We start from the raw sequence: 21,594 nt of genomic DNA, 5'->3' as shown, positions 1-21,594 counted from the left end.
AAACCTTCACTAACTATTCGGGGCTGTGACGTCGTCCGGCTCCGGGACCGTGGCGGCGGCCTCCGGGGCGCTCCCCCGAACCGCCCGGCGGAGCTGGATGGCCGCCCCGGCGATGATGCAGACGATCAATCCGCCGAAGCCCAGGACCACCAGCGCGGGCACGGCGGTATCCGCCGGGGACGGCGCCTGGGCCACCGGGACCGAGGGCTCCGGCAGGGCCGGCGCGGCGCTGGAGGGCGGGGGCGCGGCGGCCGGCGCCGAAGTCGCCGGAATGCCCCGCCGGTGCACGCGGATCCAGTCGGAAATGGTGCCCAGCGGGTTCACCGTGGTTTCTGGGACGTCAGCCTTCAACGCCGCCTCGGCATTGAGCACCCCGTAGCCGTAGAGCGGGTCCTTGCCGGGGGCGCCGGAGTCCTTGGCGGTGCTGACGATCCGGTTGATCACCTGGCTGGCGGTCATGTCCGGCCATTTGGAGCGGATCAGGGCGGCGACGCCGGCGACGATCGGGGTGGCACCGGAGGTTCCGGCCCACTCGGCGTAGCCGCCGCCGGGCAGCCCACCAATGAGGTTCTCGGCCGGGGCGGCGACGCCGATGCTGATGCCCTGGGAGGAGGAGTCGATGCTGGCGGCGCCCTTCCGGTCCAGTCCGGCCACTGTCAGCACACCGGGAATCGTGGCAGGGGCGCCGACCTGGACGTTGCCGCCCACGCGGTTGCCGGCCGCCGCGACGATGACGACGTCCTTTTGTTCGGCGTAGAGGAACGCCGCGTCCCAGCTCTGCGGCCACTCCGGAGAGGTGCTGCCGAGGGAGATGTTGATGACTCGGGCACCGTTGTCCACGGCCCAGCGCACGGCGGCCGGGATCTGGTCCTGGTCGCTCTTGCCGCCGGGGTTGGCCGAGCCGAGCCAGGTGGAGACGGAGAGGATCTGGGCCTCGGGTGCGACGCCGACGATCCCGTCCGGTCCCGGCCCGGAGGCGGTGGGACTCGGGCTGGGCGAGGGCGCGTCGGTGGCCGGGGCAGGCTGGTGGCCGCGGCCGGCGAGCATCGTGGCCACCAAGGTGCCGTGTTCGGGCTTGGCCCCGATGCTTTTCTGCCCGTCGGGCGCCCCTGCACCGGAGATGTCCGTTCCGCCGGCCAGCGCGCCGGCGAGGTCGGCGTGCTTGCCGTCCACGCCGCTGTCGATCACGGCCACCTTCACGCCGGCGCCCTTGGAGACCTCCCAGGCCTTGGTGATGCCGGATTCGGCGAGCCAGTATTCCTTATCCCGCGTGCTGTCGGCTACGGCGGCCGGGGCCACCGTCAGGGTGGCTGCGGCACTGGCGCCGGCGAGGGCCACGGCAATCAGGGCTGAGACGGTCCGGCTCAGCCGGGCTGGTGCTCTGGTCATTCGGGTCCAATCGGCGCTTCGACTGCCGGAGCCGCAGCGTGGCGCACGGCGCTAGCTGATGCTCAGGGCAATTCCGTCAAGAATATCGTGTTCGCTGGTCACGGCCGTGGTGATGACGCCGCCGGTGGCCTCCGCCATCCGTTCGGCAATCCGGCGCCACACGAGTCCGCCGGCGCCGATCACGTCCACGCGGCCCGGGTGCATATAGGGCAGCGCGGCCCGGTTCTCCCGCGGCATGTCCAGCAGCGAGGTGCATGCGGCGCGCACGGCGTCCAGTCCCAGTTCGGTGGCGTGGATGGCGTCCGCGGAGTATTCCGGCAGCTTCAGGGCGTGGGCGGTGATGGTGGTGACGGAGCCCGCGACGCCGATCAGGGCGGTGGCCCGTTCCAGCGGCACGGTCCGGGCGGCCTCGTCGATGGCAGCGTCGACGTCGGCGGTGGCGGCGGCGACCTGGTCCGCGGTGGGCGGGTCGGCTTTGAGGTGCCGCTCGGTCATCCGGACGCAGCCGACGTCGACCGAGCGGGCGGCGATGACGCCGTCGGCGTTGCCGAGGACGAATTCGGTACTGCCGCCGCCGAGGTCGACGACGAGGACGGGGTCGGTCCCGCGGAAGGGCAGGACACTGCTGGCGCCGGCGAAGGACAGCGCAGCCTCCTCGTCGCCGGAGATGACCTCGGGCTCGACGCCGAGGAGTTCGCGGACGCCGTCGATGAAGACCTGGCGGTTGCGGGCGTCGCGGGTGGCCGAGGTGGCGACGAAGCGCACGCTCGCGGCGTCGTGCCGGCGGATCAGCCCGGCGTAGTCGGCGGTGGCGGCGAGGGTGCGCTCGAGGGCCTCGGGCGCGAACTCCCCCGTGGCGTCGACGCCCTGGCCCAGCCGGACCACGCGCATCTCACGCACGACGTCAGTGAGCTTGGGCGCGGCCGGATCGGTAGTGTCGACGTCGGCGATCAGCAGGCGGATGGAGTTGGTGCCGCAGTCGATGGCGGCGACGCGGCTCACTGGGCCGCCCCGTCGGTCGTGCCGGCTGCAGAGGCTGCGGACGCGTCGGAGCTTTCGGCCCGGTTCCTGCGCACGGGTGCCGGCCGGCCGACGATATCGGGCAGGCCCTGCGGGCCGTGGCGGCTCAGGTCCCGGCTGGGGGCCTCGCCGGCGGTGTCCCAGGCACCGTCGCAGTAGCAGCGGTCCCGCGTCCACCATTCGGCGATCGCGTCGATGGCCTCGTCGCCGAGGGGGTTGACGCCGGGACCGGCGGCCAGGGAGTGGCCCACCAGGACGTGCAGGCATTTAACCCGGGTGGGCATCCCGCCGGCGGAGACGCCGTCGATCTCGGGGACCGGGCCGGTGCCCGAACGTTCGCCGATCTCGGCGCGGGACTGAAGGTAGGCCTCGTGGGCGGAGCGGTACCGGTCCGCGAGCTCTGCGTCTTCGACGAGCCGGTCGTTCATCTCGTTCATCAGGCCGGCGGCTTCGAGCCGGGACACGGCCGAGGTGATAACCGGGTGCGTCAGGTAGAAGGTGGTGGGGAACGGGGTGCCGTTGCTCAGCCGCGGGGAGGTCGCAGCGACCAGCGGGTTGCCGCAGACGCAGCGGGCGGGGATCTCGACGACGTCGCGCACCGGCCGGCCCAGCTGGCGGCTGAGGACGTCGAGGTCCCGGGCCGTCGGGGTGCGGTGGTCCGCGGCGGGGCCGCCGGTTCCGGACTGGGGGGCGTCCACTCGGTTCTGGTCCACGGGTGCGGCACCTTCCTGCCCTGTTGGGAGGACCGGGTCCGGTGCTCCGGCGGCGGGCGCCGCTTTTAGTCTGTTGCTGATCGGCGGATGGATTCCCAGAGGGAGTCCACCCACGGCAGGGTTTCCTGGCTGTCGCCGCTGGTCGCGGCGGCGCCGGTGGCCGGGGTGTCGGCGGGAATGTCGCTGCCGAACACCCAGTACCCGGTTTCGCCGGGCATAACCATGTTAATCCGGTCGCGGGCCTGCTGTTTGACGAAGTTGGGGTCCTGCCAGCGTGAAATCTGCCGCTTCAGGTCCGCCTGCTTGGCCTGGCTGGCGGTGATGTCCGCCTGGAGGCCGGCGATTTCGGAGCGCTTCTCGAGGAAGATCTTGACCGTGGGGGCCAGCAGGATGGTGATGGCCACCATGACCAGGGCCAGCGCCAGCATCCGGCCGGAGAAGGCCTTGGCGGGGACGGGGTCGGTGCTGTCCGTGACGCGCTCGACGACGGGCTTGCTTCCCGGCGTCGTGCCGGACGCGCCCTTGGGGGTGCCGGCAGCGGGGCGGGACGCGGGGGCGCCCGGAGTCGCGGCTGCGGTGGCGCCGTTGGCGGTCCGGCCCGGGGCGGGGTGTGCGGTGCGGCTGGTGCCCGGTCCGGGGACCTGCGACGGGGCGTGGGCCTGGCGGGATCCGCCGAAGTCGGCCCGGATCACGTCGCCGCCGTCGGGCTCCCCCCGGCCGGCGGCCGGTGCAGTAGCTGCCGGCGCGGCTGCCCTGGGAACTTTGGGACGGCGGGTTGCCATGTCACTCCTTCACAACTGGCCGGCACATTGGCCGGACCGGGGGCCAGCTCCGGCCGGCCAAAACAGAACCGGTGGCCATGGTTCTTTCCACCATAGCCACCGGTCACTGGTTATTGCGGGTACTAGCCCTTGAAACGCGGGAAGGCGCTGCGGCCGGCGTAGCGTGCGGCGTCGTCCAGCTCCTCCTCGATGCGCAGGAGCTGGTTGTACTTGGCGACGCGCTCGGAGCGGGCCGGGGCGCCGGTCTTGATCTGGCCGGCGTTGGTGGCCACGGCGATGTCCGCGATGGTGGTGTCCTCGGTCTCGCCGGAGCGGTGGGAGGTGATGGTGGTGTACCCGTTGCGCTGGGCCAGGGAGACGGCGTCCAGGGTCTCGGTCAACGAACCGATCTGGTTGACCTTGACCAGCAGGGAGTTGGCGGTCTTGGCGTCGATGCCGGTCTGCAGGCGCTCCGGGTTGGTGACGAAGAGGTCGTCGCCGACGATCTGGACCTTGTCCCCGATGCTGTCGGTGAGGGTCTTCCAGCCCTCCCAGTCGTTCTCGTCCAGCGGGTCTTCGATGGAGACCAGCGGGTAGTCGGCGACCAGTTCGGCGTAGTAGGCGCTCATTTCGGCGGAGCTCAGGGTCTTGCCCTCGAACTCGTAGGAGCCGTTCTTGAAGAACTCGGAGGAGGCGACGTCCAGGGCCAGGGCCACGTCCTTGCCGGGGGTGTACCCGGCGTTCTTGATGGCTTCCTGGATCAGGTCCAGGGCGGCGCGGTTGGAGGGCAGGTTCGGGGCGAAGCCGCCCTCGTCGCCCAGGCCGGTGGCCAGGCCCTTGGACTGCAGCACGGCCTTGAGCGCGTGGTAGACCTCGACGCCCCAGCGGAGGCCCTCGGAGAAGGTCTCGGCGCCCAGCGGGACAACCATGAATTCCTGGATGTCGACGTCGGAGTCGGCGTGCGAGCCGCCGTTGAGGATGTTCATCAGCGGTACGGGCAGGACGTGGGCGTTCGGGCCGCCCAGGTACTTGTACAGCGGCAGGTCTGCGGAGGCGGCGGCGGCGTTGGCCACGGCCAGGGAGACGCCCAGGATGGCGTTGGCGCCGAGCTTGCCCTTGTTGGCGGTGCCGTCGAGGTCGATCATGGCCTGGTCGATGCTGCGCTGGTCCGTGGCGTCGAAGCCGATCAGGGCCGGGGCGATCTGGTCGATGACGGCGTCGACGGCCTTCTGGACACCCTTGCCGAGGTAGCGGCCCTTGTCGCCGTCGCGCAGTTCCACCGCCTCGTGCTCGCCGGTGGAGGCGCCGGAGGGAACCGCCGCGCGGCCGATCTGGCCGTCGGAGAGCAGGACTTCAACTTCTACGGTCGGGTTGCCGCGGGAATCGAGGATCTCGCGGGCGTGGATGGCATCGATAAGCGCCATGGAAATGCTCCTTTGGGTGAAGCGGTGTGTTGGGTATCTGACTGCTGGAAACTCAGGGGTGGTCAAGCCATCGTGGACGTCCTCGTCACCCCCTAGCCTAGTCCAGAGGGGCCGGGGTTACGGAAAGTTATTAAGTCCCGGCTACGTCCCGGGACGGGGTGCCCCGGCGGCGGGATCCGGGGGTGCGGTCCCGCCCGCGGCGGCGGCCTGGAAGCGGCGGTTGGCGGCCCGGAGCGCCCGTTCGGCGTCCAGCCCCCGGGCCCGGGCGGCGGCCACCATGGCGAACAGGGCCTCGCCCAGCTCCTCCTCGGTGTGCGGATCGGGCGCGGGTTCGGTTCCGGCCCGGGTTCCGCCTGGTTCGGGCACGACCGCGGGCACGACGGCGGCCGGCCGGGCGGGCAGGCCGGCCCGCTCCGCGCGGTCGAGCAGCTTCTGTGTCCGGGCCAGGGCGGGCAGCGCAGCCGGGACGCCGTCGAAGGCATGGCCGAGCCCGGACTTCTCCGCCCGCTTCACCGCGTCCCAGGTCTGCACGATCTCCTCCACCGTGGCGGGGAAGGTCTCGTGGAGGGTGCCGTCGGGACGGAAGACGTGCGGGTTGCGGCGGATCATCTTCTCGCGCAGGCCGCGGGCGACGTCGACGAAGTCGAAGGCGCCGCGTTCCTCGGCCAGCCGGGCGTGCAGCACCACCTGGAGCAGCACGTCGCCCAGCTCGGCGCGGAGTTCGGCGTCGCCGTGCCCGCCCTCGATGGTTTCCGCCGTCTCGAAGGCCTCCTCGAGGAGGTACTCCACGAGGGAGTCGTGGGTGAGGGCGCCCATCCAGGGGCAGTGGAGTCGTAGCTGGGCGATCACGTCCAGGAGCGCATCCACTGCCCCGGAAGGAGCGGCCTCGGGGTTGCTAGCCAAGGTCGGCGTAGGCCTCGTTGATGTACTCGACCAGGGCTTCCTTCTCCTCCAGCGGGAGGAAGGCGGCCTCGGCGGCGTTGAGGGTGAGTTCCAGCAGGTCGTCGAGGTCGTAGTCGAAGGTTTCCACCAGCAGTTCGAACTCGTCGGTGAGGGTCACGCCGCTCATCAGCCGGTTATCGGTGTTGATGGTGACGTTGAAGCCCAGCTGGTAGAGCATGTCCACGGGGTGGCTCTCGATGCCCTCGCCGAAGCCGGAGATGGCGCCGGTCTGCAGGTTGGAGGACGGGCAGATTTCCAGGGCGATGCCCCGGTCCCGGACCCAGCCGGCGAGGTCGCCGAGGGTGACCATGCCGATGGTGTCGGGAACCTCGTCGCCCTCGGTCCCGTCGGCCTCCGCTTCCTCGAATTCGATGCTGACGTCCTCGGCGATCCGGACGCCGTGGCCCAGGCGGAGGGCGCGGCCGTCCACCAGGGCGGACTGGATGCTTTCCAGGCCGGCGGCCTCGCCGGCGTGCACGGTGGCCGGGAAGTTGTGCTGGGCCAGGTAGGTGAAGGCGTCCTTGAACCGGGAGGGCAGGAAGCCGTCCTCGGCGCCGGCGATGTCGAAGCCGACGGCGCCCTGGTGGCGGTGGCGGACGGCGAGTTCGGCGATTTCCTGGCTGCGGTCGGCGTGGCGCATGGCGGTGATCAGCTGACCCACCTGAATCTCGCGGCCGGTTTCGGAGACGGCCTCGACGCCGGCGTCGAGCCCGGCCTGGACCGCCTCGACGACCTCGTCCAGGGTCAGTCCCCGCTGCAGGTGCTGCTCGGGTGCCCAGCGCACCTCGCCGTAGACGACGCCGTCGTCGGCCAGGTCCTCGACGAATTCCTTGGCGACCCGGAAGAGGCCCTCCTTCGTCTGCATCACGGCGATGGTGTGGTCGAAGGTCTCGAGGTAGCGGACGAGCGAACCGGAGTCGGCGGACTCCCGGAACCACTCCCCCAGCGCCACGGGATCGGTGGACGGCAGGGTGTGCCCGACCTCGGCGGCCAGGTCGATGATGGTGGCCGGACGCAGTCCGCCGTCCAGGTGGTCGTGGAGGGAAACCTTCGGCAGGACCTTCAGGTCGAACTCGAGGTCAGGGGCTTCGTCAGCAATAGTCTCAGTCACGCTCCCACCATAGGGTCGGACGGCGCCGCGGCGCTACTTCCGCGAGGCGTCGCTTGGCGTGTGCCGGGCCGGGGCCACGGCCTCGTGGGCGGGCTCCGGCGCGCTCCCGTGAGCGGACTCCGGTGCAGCCTCGCCGGCGGCCTCGTCGCGGCGGCCCAGGCGCTTGTGCCACCAGCGCAGCGCGTGGTCCACGACAACGCCGAGCACGATCGCGAAGACGACGGCGATCCCGGCGCTGAGCAGCGGGTTGTGGTGCAGCCACGGGAACGAGCTGGCCAGGAGGCCGATGCCCAGCGAGTACACCACCCAGGTCAAGCAGGCGAAGGCGTCGAGCAGGAAGAAGCGGCGGTGCGGGAATCCCGTGGTGCCGGCGACGTAGTTGACCGCGACGCGTCCCCAGGGAATGTAGCGGGCGGTGAAGATCAGCACGGCGCCGCGCTTCTCGAGCTCGTACCGGGCCCAGGCGAAGACGCGCTGCACCTTGGGCTTGCGCATCCAGCGGAAGCGTTCCAGCCCGATCCGGCTTCCCAGCAGGTAGGCCATGTTGTCGCCGGCGATCGCGCCGACCAGGGCCGTCAGGCCGAGGATCCAGAGGTTGGGCTCACCGCTGTGCCGTGAGTACGCGGCGAGGGCCACGATCAGGGTCTCGCTGGGCACCACCATCGCGAAGCCGTCGACAAAGAAGAAGACCAGCAGGAGGGGGTAAATCCACCATTGGCCGGCGGCATGGAGCACGGCCTCATTAATGAACTCCACGCGGGCTGTGCTCCTCGGAAACTGAACTGGTGCGGACAACGGAAAGGGTGCGGAACGGGAGGCGTCTCACGCCGTCGTCGACGGGGTGATGTGCATCGCATCCCAGTGTCCCATGCCCGGCTCCCCCGGCGCTACGCGGCGAGGTCACGGCGGTGCGCGGGGTCGTCACGGCGCCTTCATCGGGCTTCCCCGGCGCAGCCGGTTCAGGACCAGGTCCACGGCGATGCCGAGCAGGACCGCGCAGATGATGGCGATGGTGGCGGCAAGCAGGTGGTTGTGATCGAACCATTGGCCGAAGAACAGTCCAATGCCCACCGAGTACGCGCCCCATAGGACCGCGGAGAGCGCGGTGAGGCCGACGAACTGGGGCCGGGAATAGCCGGTTGCCCCGGCGGTGAGGTTGACGGCAACTCGGCCGATGGGGATGAAGCGGGCCACCATGATCAGCGATGCGGGCCGTTTCCTCAGCTCCCGGCCGGCCCAGGCCAGCGCCCGCTGGGTCCGGTAGCCCCGCATCCAGCGCCAGCGGTCGGTCCCGGCAGAACGGCCGATCGCATAGGCGATGTTGTCTCCGGCGAAGGCCCCGGCGGCGGCCACGGCGAGCAGCAGGACCGGGTTGGGAACGCCGGCGCTGGCGGTGACGGCGGCCAGGCCCACCACCACGGACTCGCTCGGCACCGGCGGGAAGAACCCGTCGACGAGGCAGCAGGCGAACACCAGGATGAGAACCCACGGCTGGCCCGCGGCTGCCAGGATGAAGTCGTTAATTGCCTGCACGGTTTCCTAACGCACGGCGGGACCCGGTTTCTCCCGGACTGCTGTGCAGCCAGTGTACTGCCGGGTCCCCGCGGTGGTCTTAGGCGATGCGGTCGATGATCAACTGCTGGGCCGGACGGGATCCCTCGGGGGCAATCACGGCGGCGTGCTCCAGTGCTTCCTTGGCCCGGTCGAACTTCTCCGGGGTGTCGGTCAGCAGCGTCATCAGCGGCTCGCCGGCCCGCACAGTAGCGCCGGGCTTGGCGTGCATCCGCACGCCGGCGCCGGCCTGGACCTGGTCCTCCTTGCGGGCGCGACCGGCGCCCAGGCGCCAGGCCGCGACGCCGACGGCCATAGCGTCGAGTTCCACCAGCACGCCGTCGGCCTGGGCGTAGATGGTTTCGGATTCCTTGGCCACCGGCAGCGCCGCGCGCGGGTCGCCACCCTGCGCCTCGATCATCCGGTTCCAGACGTCCATGGCGCGGCCGTCCTTGAGCGCGGCCCGCGGGTCGGCGTCGTGGACGCCGGCGCAGGCCAGCATCTCCTCGGCCAGCCGGACGGTGAGTTCGACGACGTCCTCGGGACCGCCGCCGGCGAGCACCTCCACGGACTCCTCGACCTCGATCGCGTTGCCGGCGGTCAGGCCCAGCGGGGTGTTCATGTTGGTGAGCAGGGCCACGGTGTTGACGCCCGCGTCCTTGCCCAGGGCCACCATGGTCTCGGCCAGCTCCCGGGCGCGCGTCTCGTCCTTCATGAACGCGCCGCTGCCCACCTTGACGTCCAGGACCAGGGAGCCGGTGCCCTCGGCGATCTTCTTACTCATGATCGAGGACGCGATCAGCGGGATCGCCTCGACCGTTCCGGTGACGTCGCGCAAGGCGTAAAGCTTCTTGTCCGCCGGGGCCAGGCCGGCGCCGGCGGCGCAGATGACCGCGCCCACGTCCTGCAGCTGGGCGAGCATTTCCTCGTTGCTGAGGTTGGCCCGCCAGCCCGGGATCGCCTCGAGCTTGTCCAAGGTGCCGCCGGTGTGGCCCAGGCCGCGGCCGGAGAGCTGCGGGACGGCGACGCCGAAGACGGCCACCAGGGGCGCCAGCGGGAGGGTGATCTTGTCCCCCACGCCGCCGGTGGAGTGCTTGTCCGAGGTGGCCTTCACGCCGCCGTCGGGCCGGCGCAGGCTGGAGAAGTCCATCCGCTCGCCGGAGGCGATCATCGCCGCGGTCCAGCGGGAGATCTCCGCACGGTCCATGCCGTTGAGCAGGATGGCCATGTTCAGGGCGGCCATCTGCTCGTCGGCGATGGCGCCGCGGGTGTACGCGTCGATGGTCCAGTCGATCTGGGCGGCGCTGAGCGTGCCCTTGTCCCGCTTGGTGCGGATGATGTCGACGGCGTCGAAGGATTCCGTGTTAGCGGAAGAGTGGGTGGACGGGGTCATCGGGTTTCCTCCAGATGTTGGGGGCCAAAGGCGTCGGGCAGCACCTGGTCCATCGTCTTGATGCCCTGGGTGGTCATGAGTTCCATGTCCGGGGCGCGGAATTCGTAGAGCAACTGGCGGCAGCGGCCGCACGGCATCAGGACGGTGCCGTGCGCGTCGACGCAGTAGAAGGCGCGCAGCGTTCCGCCACCTGTCATCTGCAGGTTGCCCACCAGGGTGCACTCGGCGCAGAGGGTGAGGCCGTAACTGGCGTTTTCGACGTTGCAGCCGCTGACAATCCGACCGTCCGCGGTGAGGGCGGCGGCCCCTACCGGGAAGGACGAATAGGGCGCATAGGCGTTCCGCATCGCCGCGATGGCGGCGGCCTCGAGGGCCGCCCAGTCCACCGCGGCGGTGAGGTCCACGGGCTCGACGTCGGGGGTTCCGGTCACGCCGGTCACCCCTTCACGTACGGTATGCCGCCGGCCGCGGGCGGCCTGGACCGTCCCACCAGCCCGGCGACGGCGATCACGGTCAGGGCGTAGGGCAGCATCGCCATGAACTGGCTGGGCACCGGCGAGCCGATGATGGTGATGATGCTCTGCAGGTTGTCGGCGAAGCCGAACAGCAGCGCGGCCAGGAAGGCCCCGATGGGGTTCCAGCGGCCGAAGATCATGGCGGCGAGGGCGATGTAACCGCGGCCACCGGACATATCCTTGCTGAACGCGTCCACGGACACGAGGGTGAAGAAGGAACCGCCGATCCCGGCGATCGCCCCGCCCATCAGGACGTTGATGAACCGGGTGCGGTTGACGTTGATGCCCACCGTGTCGGCCGCCTGCGGGTGTTCGCCGACGGCGCGCACGCGCAGGCCCCACTTGGTGTGGAACAGCCCGACGTAGACCACGATCACGGCGATGTACATCAGGTAACCCACCAGGGACTGGCGGAACAGGATGGGTCCGATGATCGGAATGTCGGCCAGGAACGGGATGTCCACCGGTTGCAGCCTGCCCGGCTTGTTCAGGTGCTCCGGGTCCGCGGTGAGCAGGGTTGAGAACAGGAAGCTGGTGAGTCCGCTGATCAGGACGTTGAGCACGACGCCCACGATGATCTGGTTGACCAGGTACTTGATGCTGACCACGGCCAGGACCAGGGAGACCAGCGCACCGGCGATCGCGGCGGATACCAGGCCCACGTAGACGTTGCCGGTGATGGTGGCGACGACGGCGGCGGAGAAGGCGCCCAGCAGCAGCTGGCCCTCGATAGCGATGTTGACCACGCCGGCCCGCTCGCAGAGCACGCCGGAGAGGGAACCGAAGACCAGCGGCACGGCCAGCGTAACGGCGCCGGCCATCAGGCCGCCGAGGGAAATGGAGGGTTCCGGGTCGCGGCCGCCGGCGACGATCCAGATCATGAAGCCGACCAGGAAGACGACGGCGAACAGCCCGCCCACCCAGCCGGGAGTGCGGCGGCGCTGCAGGGTCAGCCAGATGGTGTAGCCGGCCAGGGCCAACAGCAGCACCGAGCAGATCCAGCCGAACACCATCGAGGGCACGGTGACCTTTTCCACCTGCGCGACGCCGAGGGCGGCCAGGCCCAGGACGACGACGGCGGCGATGGTGGTAGCGGGGATCCAGCGGTCCACGGGTCCGCCGTCGCGCCGCTGGCTGATCCAGCGGTAGCCGACGTAGGCCGCGGCGGCGAGGGCGACCGCCAGGGTGATCCAGGCCGCGGCGGAGGAGGCGTTCGGGTCGCGGGCCTCGGCGATCCGGAAGCCCGCGGACTTGGTGTTGGCCAGGAAGCCGAACAGGACGGTGCCGAGGACGGCCAGCAGGCCCAGGCCGACGCCGGCCTTCCAGCTCACCAGCTCGGACGCGGCCGGGTTCCCGGCCTTGCCGCCGGGGGCGGTGGCGCCGCCCTTCCCGGTGCCCGGCGTGCTGGCCGGGGAGTGTGTGGTGGCGCTCATGCTGCCGCTCCGCTCTTCACGCCGCCGGCGTGCGTGCCGGCGGTCCCACTCGTGGTGGTCTTTTTCTTACGGGGGTTCAGTCCGAAGATCGCCCGCACCAGCGGGGGTGCCGCGATGAACAGCACGATCAGGGACTGGATGACCAGGACGATGTCGATCGGGGTCTGGGTCTGGGCCTGCATGGCCACGCCGCCGGCGCGGAAGGCACCGAACAGCAGGCCGGCGAAGAACGTTCCCCACGGCGTCGAACGGCCCAGCAGGGCGACGGTGATGGCGTCGAAGCCGATCGAGGCGGCGACGCCGCCGGAGAGGTACTTCTCCGTGCCGGAGACCTGGGCGATGCCGGCGAGGCCGGCCAGGGCGCCGGCGATCGCCATCACCAGGATGGTGCTGCGGGCGACGTTGATGCCGGCGGTGCGTGCGGCGCTCGGGTTGGCGCCGACGGCCCGGAACTCGAAGCCGATGGTGGAGCGGTTCAGCAGCCACCAGACGAACACGGTGGCCAGGATCGCGGCCAGGAACCCGGCGTGCAGGCGGAACTGCGGTCCGAGCAGCTCCGGGAACAGGGCGCTGGGGTCCAGGAACGGCGAGATCGGGTTGGTGGAGCCCTTGCGCTGGAACGCCGGGGTGGTCAGCAGGAACAGCAGCAGGAAGTTGGCGATGTAGTTGAGCATGATCGTGACGATCACCTCGTGGGCGCCGGTACGGGCCTTCAGCAGGCCGACGACGCCGCCCCAGACCGCGCCGCCGACCAGGCCGGCGACGATGACGACGAGCAGGTGCAGCCCGATGGGCAGGTGCCAGGCGAAGCCGGCGTAGGCGCCGAACAGGGCACCGAAGATGATCTGGCCCTGGGCGCCGATGTTGAACAGGCCGGCGCGGAAGGCGAGGGCGACGCCGAGGCCGGCGCAGATCAGCGGGGTGGCGACCGTGAAGGTCTCCGTGATCGGGTACAGCTGGGCGGACAGGTCGGCCCCGGCCCAGTTGAAGATCGATCCCTGCACGAGTGCGGTGTAGGGCCGGATGACCTCGGTGAGCAGGTCGCCGGGCTGGGCGAAGAAGTACCCGGCCGCGGCGGCGACCTTCGGGTTGGTCACGGCCATCAGGATGCCGCCGAGCACGATCGCCAGCAGGACCGAGAGCACGGAGACCATGGCGTTGCCGGTGAAAATCTTGTGCATGACCGAGCCCTCGCGGTCACCGCCGTGCAGCTGGGTGGCGGCGGGCACAGCCGAGGGAGGCATCTGGCCGCCGGCGGTGTCGAGGGCGACGTCGGAGGCGACGGCCTCCTTCGTGGTGCCGCCGGGCGTTTGCGGTTCGGGGGTGGTGCCGCCGGGCGCCTGGGGCTCAGGGGTTGTCTTCTCAGACATGGGTTTCTCCTTCGTGGCCGGCAGGCTCCGGGAGCGCCGTCGTCGTCGTGCCGCTGGGGGCTTGGGCGGAGGCGCTGGCTTCGGCTTCGGTGGCCGGGACGCCGGCCATCATCAGGCCCAGCACGTCGCGGGAGGTGGTGGCGGGCACGATGCCGACCAGCTTGCCGCGGTAGAGCACGGCGATCCGGTCCGCCAGCTGCATGACCTCGTCGAGTTCGGTGGAGACGATCATGACCGGGGTGCCGTGGTCGCGTTCGGCGATGACGCGCTTGTGCACGAATTCGATCGAGCCGACGTCCAGGCCGCGGGTGGGCTGGGAGGCGATGAAGAGCCGCAGCGGGCGGGAGAGCTCGCGGGCCAGCACCACCTTCTGCTGGTTACCGCCCGAGAGGGTGCCGACGGCGGCGGCGACCGAGGGGGTGCGGACGTCGAATTCCTCGACCTTTTTGGCCGCGTTCTCGGCGATCACGGAGGGCTTCATCCCGACGCCGCGGGCGAACGGGGCCTTGTCGTAGAGGTCCAGGATCATGTTCTCGGCAATGGTGAAGGTGCCGACCAGGCCGTCGAGGGTGCGGTCCTCGGGGACGAAGCCGACGCCGGCGCCGAGGACGTGCTTGACGCTCTTGCCCAGCAGTTCCTCGCCATCGAGCGTGATGGAGCCGGTGACGTGCGGCTGGACGCCGAGGATCGCCTCGGTCAGTTCGGTCTGGCCGTTGCCCTGCACGCCGGCGATGGCCAGGACCTCGCCCTTGGCGATGTCGAAGGACAGCCCATCGACGACGTGTTGGCCGTTGTGGTCGGTCACTGTGAGGTTCCGGACCGTAAAGGTCACGTCGCCGGTCTTCGCGGGGGCCTTGTCCAGGTTCAGGCTGACGGCACGTCCCACCATGGCGGAGGCCAGCTCGGTGGGTGAGGCGGAGGGGTCGGCCTGGCCGACGACCTTGCCGCGGCGGATGACAGTGATGGTGTCCGAGATGGCCTTGACCTCGCGGAGCTTGTGCGAGATGAAGACGATCGACTTCCCGTCCCGCTTCAGCTGCCGGATGATGTCCAGGAGTTCGTCGGTTTCCTGCGGGGTGAGCACGGCGGTGGGCTCGTCCAGGATCAGGACCTCGGCGTCGCGGACCAGGGCCTTGATGATCTCGACGCGCTGCTGGACGCCGACGGGCAGGTCCTCGACCATCGCGTCGGGGTCGACGTCGAAGCCGTACTGGTCCGAGATCTGCCGGATCTTCTCGCGCGTGGCGTCCAGGTTCAGCAGCCCCGCGGCCTTGGTGGTCTCGTTGCCGAGGGCCACGTTCTCGGCCACGGTGAAGACCGGGATGAGCATGAAGTGCTGGTGGACCATGCCGATGCCGGCGGCCATCGCCTCGCCCGGATCCTTGAAGACCACGGGCTTGTCGTCCACCAGGATCTCGCCCTCGGTCGGGTCGTAGAGACCGTAGAGGACGTTCATCAGGGTGGACTTGCCGGCGCCGTTTTCTCCCAGCAGGCAGTGCACCTGCCCGGGTTCGACGACCAGGTCAATGTGGTCATTGGCTACCAGGGATCCGAAGCGCTTCGTGATCCCCTTCAGTTCGAGTTTCAAAACCCCAACCAATCTGTCTGTGTAAATGGACTGCTCCGGCGCCGTGGTCGGCGGCAGCGCAGCGGGTGATCCCAGCCTAGTGTCACGGGTGGTTGCTGGGCAGGGTGGTGGCCGGGCGGGCTTCCCCAGAGGCGGCCCGGCGGGGTGCCGGGAGGCCCCGGCAAAACAGAACGCGCTGCCCTTCGGCCGGGTGACGGCGGAAGGGCAGCGCGCCCCGCGGTGTGGTGCTTACTTGGTCGGGCTGGACTTCGACTCGACCTTGACGGTGCCGGAGATGATGTCCTTCTTCAGCTGGTCCAGCTCGCTCTTGAGGTCGGCCGGAACAGCGGAATCCAGGTCGTGGAACGGGGCCAGGGCCACGCCGCCGTTCTCCAGGGTGCCGATGTACGGGGCGGCGTCGAACTTGCCGTCCTTGTCGTCCTTGATGACGGATTCGACGGCGGTGGACATGGTCTTCTGCACGGAGGACAGGATCACGGACTTGTACTCGGCGGCGGTCAGGTAGCCGTCGGAGTCGACCCAGATGAGCTTGGCGTCCTTGCCCTTGGACTTGGCGTCCAGGATGGCGCTGCCGGCGCCGCCGCCGACCGGGCCGGCGACGGGCAGGACGATGTCCGCGCCCTGGTCCAGGAAGCCCTGGGTCAGGACCTTGCCCTTGTCGACCTGCTTGAAGTCGCCGACGAAGGTGCCGTCCTGCTTGTCCTTGTCCCAGCCGAGGAGCTGGACGTTCTTGCTCTTCTTCTGGTTGTAGTACTTCACGCCGTCGGCGAAGCCGTCCATGAAGATGGTGACGGTGGGGATGTTGATGCCGCCGAAGGTGGCGACCTTTCCGGTCTTGGAGGTTCCGGCGGCCAGGTAGCCGGCCAGGAACGCGGCCTGGGCCGTGTCGTAGACGATCGGCTTGACGTTCTTCGGGAAGGTCGGGTCGTTGTAGTCGATGATCGCGAAGTGGTTGTTCGGGTTGGCCGTCGCGATGGACTTGGTGGCGTCGCCGAGGAGGAAGCCGACGGTCACGGTGAGCTTGCAGCCCTGCTGGACCATGGAGCGGAGGTTCGGGTCGTAGTCCGTGTCAGCCTTGGACTGGACGTGCTTCTCGTTGATGCCGAGGTCCTTGGCGGCGTTCTGCAGGCCCTCGTAGCCGGACTGGTTGAACGACTTGTCATCGAACCCGCCGGAGTCGGACACCATGCAGGCGGTGTAGTCGGACTTGGTGGCCGAGCCTGAGGCGTTGGACGAGGACGGGGCGGCGCCGCAGCCGGTCAGCAGCAGGGCGGCCGCGCCCGCGGTGGCGACGCCGGCCATGGAACCGCGCTTGAGAGTTGCGCGCAGTGAGTTCTTCAAAGTTCCTCCAGGAAGGGGTAGGCGATGCGACGGGTGTTCAATGACTGTCCGCTTACGGTGTTGCTCCCGAAACACTGTTGTCACTGAGGCGTTCGCAGCGCTGCGCCGAGGCGCACTGATGCCAGCTACTTTAGTGGCCTGCAACACGTCGAGTAACACAGTTCACAGCGGTTTCCCAGATTGTTGAGAAGTTGTTACCAACGCGCTCCCCTACCCTTCACCCGGCCCTGCCCCCGGGCGTGCGAAAGGGCCCCGGACTATGGTCCGGGGCCCTTTCGTAGCCGCACGCGGTGCGCGGGTCGGCTGTTTACTTAGAGGCCTGCTTAGAGGCGGACGAGCATCTTGCCGGTGTTGGCGCCGTCGAGCAGGTCCATGAAGGCCTGCGGGGCGTTCTCCAGGCCGTCCACGATCGTCTCGTCGTAGCGGATGGTGCCGTCGGCAATCCAGCCGGAGACCTTCTCGACGAACTCGCCCATGTACTGCCAGTAGCCGCCCACCAGGAAGCCCTTGAGGGTCAGCTGCTTGCCGATGGCCAGCATCAGGTTCCGCGGGGCCGGGGTCGGCTCGGTGGAGTTGTACTGCGCGATGGCGCCGCACATGGCGACGCGGCCGCCGACGTTCATCACCGAGAGCGCGGCTTCGAGGTGCTCGCCGCCGACATTGTCGAAGTAGACGTCGATGCCCTTCTCCCCCGCGGCGTCCTTGAGCAGGTCGCGGACCGGGCCGTCGTGGTAGTTGAACGCGGCGTCGAAGCCAAGCTCGAGCAGGCGGGCGACCTTCTCCGGGGTGCCGGCGCTGCCGATGACCCGGGAGGCGCCCATGGCCTTGGCGATCTGGCCCACCAGGGAGCCGACCGCGCCGGCGGCGCCGGAGACGAAGACGGCGTCGCCGGGCTTGAAGTCGGCAACCTTCAGCAGGCCGGCGTAGGCGGTCAGGCCGGTCATGCCGAGGGCGCCGAGGAAGGCCGACGCCGGGGCCAGGTCCGTGCGGGCCGGCGAGGTGGCGGCGGCATCCAGGACGGCGTATTCACGCCAGCCGAGGCTGTGCACCACGGTGTCGCCGACCTTGCGGTCCTCGGAGCGGGAGGCGATGACCTCGCCCACGGCGCCGCCCTCCATGGCCGCGTCCAGGGCGAACGGCGCGGAGTAGGACTTCACGTCGTTCATCCGGCCGCGCATGTACGGGTCGACGGAGATGAAGAGGTTGCGGACCAGCACCTGGCCGTCCTGCAGCTCCGGCAGGGCCGACTCGGCCAGGCGGAAGTTCTCCGGCACGGGGCGGCCGTGCGGGCGGGAGGCCAGCTGGATCTCGCGGGTGCTGGTGGGAAGGGTGGTGTTCTCGGTGCTCATGCGGCGACCTCCATGATGGTGATGTCTACGGTGATGTTGCCACGGGTGGCATTGGAGTAGGGGCAGACCTCGTGGGCCTTGGCCACGAGCGCCTCGGCGGTCTCGCGGTCGACGGCGGGCAGCGCGATCTCGAGTTCGGCGGCGATGCCGTAGCCGGCGCCGCCGTCCAGGGCGCCGAGGTGGACCTTCGCGGCGACGGCGGAATCGGTCAGGTCCGCCTTCTGCTGGCGGCCCACCAGGCGCAGGGCCGAGTGGAAGCAGGCGGCGTACCCGGCGGCGAAGAGCTGCTCCGGGTTGGTGCCCTCGCCGCTGCCGCCGAGCTCCACCGGGCTGGCGAGCGTGACGTTGAGCTTGCCGTCATTGGTCTGGGCGTTGCCGTCGCGTCCTTCACCGGAGGCGAGGGCCTCCGCGGTGTAGAGGGTTTTCATGGGGATCCAATCTGTCGGGGTGGGGAAAGTCAGTGGTGTGGCCGCCGGGCGGCCCGGTCGCCGTCAGTGGCCGGCGTGCAGGGCGGCGGCCAGCCGGGTCAGGGTCTCGCGGAGCTGGTCCAGCTCCGCGGCGGAGAGTCCGGCGGCGTCGGCCAGGCGCTGCGGAATACCGGCGGCGCGGGCGCCCAGGGCTGCACCGGCGTCGGTCAGGAAAACCTCGACGCGCCGCTCATCCTCGGCGGACCGGCGCCGTTCCACAAAGCCCAGCGCCTCGAGCCGCTTCAGCAACGGGGACAGCGTGCCCGAGTCCAGGCCGAGCTCCTCGCCGAGGTCGCGGACGCTGCGTGGCTGGTCCTCCCAGAGCACCATCATGGCCAGGTACTGCGGGTAGGTCAGGCCCAGCTCCTCCAACATCGGCCGGTAGGCCGCCGTCGCGGCGCGGGAGGCCGAGTACATGGCGAAGCACAATTGCCTGTCGAGGCGGGGCGCCTCGGGCCGGGTCACGGCGTCGGGGGTCTCTGCGGAAGCGGGCATGGTTCCACCCTACGGACATTTTCAGTTGTACGCAACTCAGTTGTGCACAACCTAACGCACCGGCCGTGGTGGCGTGCGGAAATCCCCCACGTTCGCCGTCGTCATCCGGCGTGTCCGCGGGACCCGACGGCGCGTCGCGGCGCCGGGCAGGCGAAGGTGGGGAATTCCTGCAGGGAAGCCAGACGGTGAGGTTGAGTCGCTACTACTGCCCGAGGTCGCGGAGGGTGCGCAGGGCGGCGGCGGTAAGGACCCGGATGCCCAGGCCCAGGGCGCGCTCGTCCAGGATGTAGTCGCCGCGGTGCAGGTCGTACTCCTCGCCGCCGGGGGTCTTGGTGCCCAGCCGCATCATGGCGCCGGGCAGGTCGGCCAGGAACCAGGCGAAGTCCTCCCCGCCCATGGACTGCGGGGTGAGCACCACGGAGCTCTCGCCGATCTCGGCGCGGGCGGAGGCCTCGATCAGGGCCGTCTCGTGCTCGGAGTTGACCACCGGCGGGACGCCGCGGGTGTGCTCGAGGTGGACGTCGACGCCATAGGGTGCGGCGATCTGCTGGACCACCTCGTCGAGGATCCGGCCGGCGCTGTGCCAGGCGTCCCGGTCCAGGCAGCGCATGGTGCCGGCCATGTAGCCGCTGGCCGGGATGGCGTTCGGGGCGGCGCCGGCGGAGATGTGGCCCCACACCACGGAGACTCCGCTGCGCACGTCCACCCGGCGGGACAGGACGGCGGGGACGTTGATGGCGATCTGGGCGAGGGCGAAGACCAGCTCCTCGGTCAGGTGCGGGCGGGAGGTGTGGCCGCCGCGGCCGGAGAGTTCGATCTTGATGGTGTCGGAGGCGGAGGTGATGGCGCCGATGCGTGTGCCGATCTTGCCCACCTCGATCCGCGGGTCACAGTGCAGCGCCAGGATCCGGGGAACGCCCTCGAGGACGCCCTGTTCGATGCAGGCGTGGGCGCCGCCGGGCATGGTTTCCTCGGCCGGCTGGAAGATGATCCGGACCGTCCCGCCCAGCGGGGAGGCTTCGTGCATGCGCTGCAGCACCAGGGCGATGCCGAGCATGGTGGTGGTGTGCACGTCGTGGCCGCAGGCGTGCGTGACCCCGTGGTTCTTGGAGGCGAACTCCAGCCCGGTTTCCTCGATGATCGGCAGCGCGTCGATGTCGCCGCGCAGCGCGGTGGCGATGGGTCCCTCCCCCACGTCCACGGTCAGGCCGGTGCCTTCCAGGCGGCGCGGCTTCAGTCCGGCGGCCTCCAGCCGGCTGGCGAGCTTGTCCGTGGTGCGGAATTCCTTGAAGGACAGCTCGGGGTGCGCGTGCAGGTCACGGCGGAAGTCGATCAATTCCGGCAGGAGGGGCTCCAGCCAGGGTTCCACGCGGGTGGTGGGCTCGGCCTCGGTAGTGTAATTGCGCACTCAATCACTGTAGCCACAGTCCAAAAAATAGCGGCATCCCGGACGGCGCATTACGCACCGCCGCCCGGGTACCCATCGGGTCCCGGGCGGCGGTGAAAGCGCAGGTCAGCGGCGTTTAAGCGTGGCCAGGCTAGAGGACGTCCGTGTCGCCGCTGGCCTTGAGGGCGTCGACGGCGGCCTTGACCCGCTGCGAGTGGGCCTTGGTGGTGACCAGCAGGGCGTCGGGGGTGTCCACGATCACGACGTCCTTGATGCCGATCAGGGCGATGACGCGCTTGGTGTCGGTGACCACGACGCCGCTGGCGTTTTCGGTGAAGACCCGGGCGCCGGCGCCGATCACGGTGACCTCGTCGACCTCCTTGGCACTGTTGAGCCGGCCCACGGAGGCGAAGTCCCCGACGTCGTCCCAACGGAAGGTGCCGGGCACGACGGCGACGTCCCCGGCCTCGGCGGCGGGCTCCGCCACGGCGTAGTCGATGGCGATCTTGGGCAGCGTGGGCCAGACCCGGGCGGTGACCTCGTCACGCAGCGGGGTGTCCCACGCCTTGGCGATCTCCTGCAGGCCGGCGAACAGCTCCGGCTGGTTGGCCTCGAGGTGCTTGAGCATCAGGGACACGGGGGCGACGAACATGCCGGCGTTCCAGACGTATTCCCCGCTGTCCACATACTGCTGGGCGACGTCTTCGCTGGGCTTCTCGACGAACTCAACCACCGTGTGGGCGCTGGGTGCGTTCGGGACGCTGAGCTGCTCACCGGCGCGGATGTAGCCGAACCCGGTGGAGGGGTGCGTCGGCTTGATGCCGATCGTGACAATCTTGCCGTAGGCGGCCGTGTAGATGGCCTCGCGGACGGCCTCCTGGAACAGCTCGTCGGGGCTGATGACCTGATCCGCGGCGAAGGAGCCCATGATGGTGTCCGGATCGCGTTCGTAGAGGATGGCGGCGGCCAGGCCGATCGCGGCGCCGGAGTCCTTCGGCTCGCTCTCCAGCACCAGGTCGGCGTCGTGGATCTCCGGCAGCTGGCGGCAGACGGCCTCGCGGTGGGCGTTGCCGGTGACGACCAGCATCCGACTGCCGGCCAACGGCTCCAGGCGGTCGTAGGTGGCGCGCAACAACGTGCTGCCGGACCCGGTGAGATCGTGCAGGAACTTCGGGGCCGCGGCGCGGGACAGCGGCCAGAGGCGCGTGCCGACACCCCCGGCCGGGATCACCGCGATGAAACGGTCCAGGGGCGAATCCGCGGCGGCATCATGCGGCTCGAGGCCGGTCACATTATCAGTAGTCATCACGGCCACTCTAACCGACACCCGCTCCACAGCCCCGGA

General features: G+C 69.9%; 20 protein-coding genes. All 20 read right to left on the bottom strand.

The window, feature by feature from the left end:
• Positions 1–9: 9 nt before the first annotated feature.
• Complete coding sequence (locus AB0O44_RS09420) at positions 10–1,389, bottom strand: S8 family serine peptidase (protein WP_364136808.1); 1,380 nt, start codon at positions 1,387–1,389, stop codon at positions 10–12.
• Positions 1,390–1,440: 51 nt separating this feature from the next.
• Positions 1,441–2,391, bottom strand: a complete 951-nt coding sequence (locus AB0O44_RS09415; protein WP_364136806.1) for a Ppx/GppA phosphatase family protein — start codon at positions 2,389–2,391, stop codon at positions 1,441–1,443.
• The gene (locus AB0O44_RS09410; RefSeq protein WP_364137295.1) at positions 2,388–3,107 is read right to left on the bottom strand and encodes a DUF501 domain-containing protein; all 720 of its coding nucleotides are present in this window, start codon (positions 3,105–3,107) and stop codon (positions 2,388–2,390) included. Before AB0O44_RS09410 ends, AB0O44_RS09415 begins: the two co-directional genes overlap by 4 nt.
• Positions 3,108–3,187: 80 nt before the next feature.
• Positions 3,188–3,904, bottom strand: coding sequence for a septum formation initiator family protein (locus tag AB0O44_RS09405; protein ID WP_364136804.1), 717 nt, complete (start codon positions 3,902–3,904; stop codon positions 3,188–3,190).
• Between the two features lie 122 nt (positions 3,905–4,026).
• A complete protein-coding gene (gene eno / locus AB0O44_RS09400; protein ID WP_364136802.1) occupies positions 4,027–5,307 on the bottom strand; it encodes a phosphopyruvate hydratase in 1,281 nt (426 codons plus the stop codon).
• 141 nt (positions 5,308–5,448) lie between these two features.
• Positions 5,449–6,123, bottom strand: coding sequence for a MazG nucleotide pyrophosphohydrolase domain-containing protein (locus AB0O44_RS09395; RefSeq protein WP_364137293.1), 675 nt, complete (start codon positions 6,121–6,123; stop codon positions 5,449–5,451).
• A gap of 79 nt (positions 6,124–6,202) precedes the next feature.
• Positions 6,203–7,360 (bottom strand): adenosine deaminase, encoded by a 1,158-nt coding sequence (locus AB0O44_RS09390; RefSeq protein WP_364136800.1) that lies wholly within the window; start codon positions 7,358–7,360, stop codon positions 6,203–6,205.
• A gap of 33 nt (positions 7,361–7,393) precedes the next feature.
• The gene (locus tag AB0O44_RS09385) at positions 7,394–8,116 is read right to left on the bottom strand and encodes a DedA family protein (protein ID WP_364136798.1); all 723 of its coding nucleotides are present in this window, start codon (positions 8,114–8,116) and stop codon (positions 7,394–7,396) included.
• 165 nt (positions 8,117–8,281) lie between these two features.
• Positions 8,282–8,893 carry a DedA family protein gene (locus AB0O44_RS09380; protein WP_364136796.1) on the bottom strand — a complete coding sequence of 204 codons (612 nt, stop codon included), beginning with the start codon at positions 8,891–8,893 and terminating at the stop codon, positions 8,282–8,284.
• A gap of 79 nt (positions 8,894–8,972) precedes the next feature.
• On the bottom strand, positions 8,973–10,304 hold the full coding sequence (locus AB0O44_RS09375; RefSeq protein WP_364136794.1) for a thymidine phosphorylase: 1,332 nt from the start codon (positions 10,302–10,304) through the stop codon (positions 8,973–8,975).
• Positions 10,301–10,735, bottom strand: coding sequence for a cytidine deaminase (locus AB0O44_RS09370; RefSeq protein WP_290258859.1), 435 nt, complete (start codon positions 10,733–10,735; stop codon positions 10,301–10,303). Before AB0O44_RS09370 ends, AB0O44_RS09375 begins: the two co-directional genes overlap by 4 nt.
• Before the next feature lie 5 nt (positions 10,736–10,740).
• Positions 10,741–12,252, bottom strand: a complete 1,512-nt coding sequence (locus AB0O44_RS09365) for an ABC transporter permease (protein WP_364136791.1) — start codon at positions 12,250–12,252, stop codon at positions 10,741–10,743.
• Entirely contained in the window at positions 12,249–13,622 is a 1,374-nt protein-coding gene (locus AB0O44_RS09360) for an ABC transporter permease (protein WP_290258857.1), read from the bottom strand. The genes AB0O44_RS09365 and AB0O44_RS09360 overlap by 4 nt, the downstream gene beginning before the upstream one ends.
• Positions 13,615–15,210 carry an ABC transporter ATP-binding protein gene (locus tag AB0O44_RS09355; protein WP_364136789.1) on the bottom strand — a complete coding sequence of 532 codons (1,596 nt, stop codon included), beginning with the start codon at positions 15,208–15,210 and terminating at the stop codon, positions 13,615–13,617. The genes AB0O44_RS09360 and AB0O44_RS09355 overlap by 8 nt, the downstream gene beginning before the upstream one ends.
• Positions 15,211–15,438: 228 nt before the next feature.
• The gene (locus AB0O44_RS09350; RefSeq protein WP_290258855.1) at positions 15,439–16,551 is read right to left on the bottom strand and encodes a BMP family ABC transporter substrate-binding protein; all 1,113 of its coding nucleotides are present in this window, start codon (positions 16,549–16,551) and stop codon (positions 15,439–15,441) included.
• Positions 16,552–16,874: 323 nt separating this feature from the next.
• Complete coding sequence (locus AB0O44_RS09345) at positions 16,875–17,900, bottom strand: NADP-dependent oxidoreductase (RefSeq protein ID WP_364136787.1); 1,026 nt, start codon at positions 17,898–17,900, stop codon at positions 16,875–16,877.
• Positions 17,897–18,328, bottom strand: coding sequence for an organic hydroperoxide resistance protein (locus AB0O44_RS09340; RefSeq protein ID WP_364136785.1), 432 nt, complete (start codon positions 18,326–18,328; stop codon positions 17,897–17,899). The genes AB0O44_RS09345 and AB0O44_RS09340 overlap by 4 nt, the downstream gene beginning before the upstream one ends.
• Before the next feature lie 63 nt (positions 18,329–18,391).
• Positions 18,392–18,862, bottom strand: a complete 471-nt coding sequence (locus AB0O44_RS09335) for a MarR family transcriptional regulator (protein ID WP_364136783.1) — start codon at positions 18,860–18,862, stop codon at positions 18,392–18,394.
• 202 nt (positions 18,863–19,064) lie between these two features.
• Positions 19,065–20,270 (bottom strand): amidohydrolase, encoded by a 1,206-nt coding sequence (locus AB0O44_RS09330; RefSeq protein WP_364136781.1) that lies wholly within the window; start codon positions 20,268–20,270, stop codon positions 19,065–19,067.
• A 130-nt stretch (positions 20,271–20,400) separates the two neighbouring features.
• A complete protein-coding gene (locus tag AB0O44_RS09325) occupies positions 20,401–21,555 on the bottom strand; it encodes a mannose-1-phosphate guanylyltransferase (protein WP_364136779.1) in 1,155 nt (384 codons plus the stop codon).
• Positions 21,556–21,594: the final 39 nt, after the last annotated feature.

Origin of the sequence: Arthrobacter sp. NPDC080082 (assembly GCF_040686595.1) — a bacterium.
In the GTDB taxonomy this organism is placed as follows: Bacteria; Actinomycetota; Actinomycetes; order Actinomycetales; family Micrococcaceae; genus Arthrobacter.
Note: the sequence above shows the minus strand (reverse complement) of the source record. Positions and strands in the feature narration are given on the sequence as shown.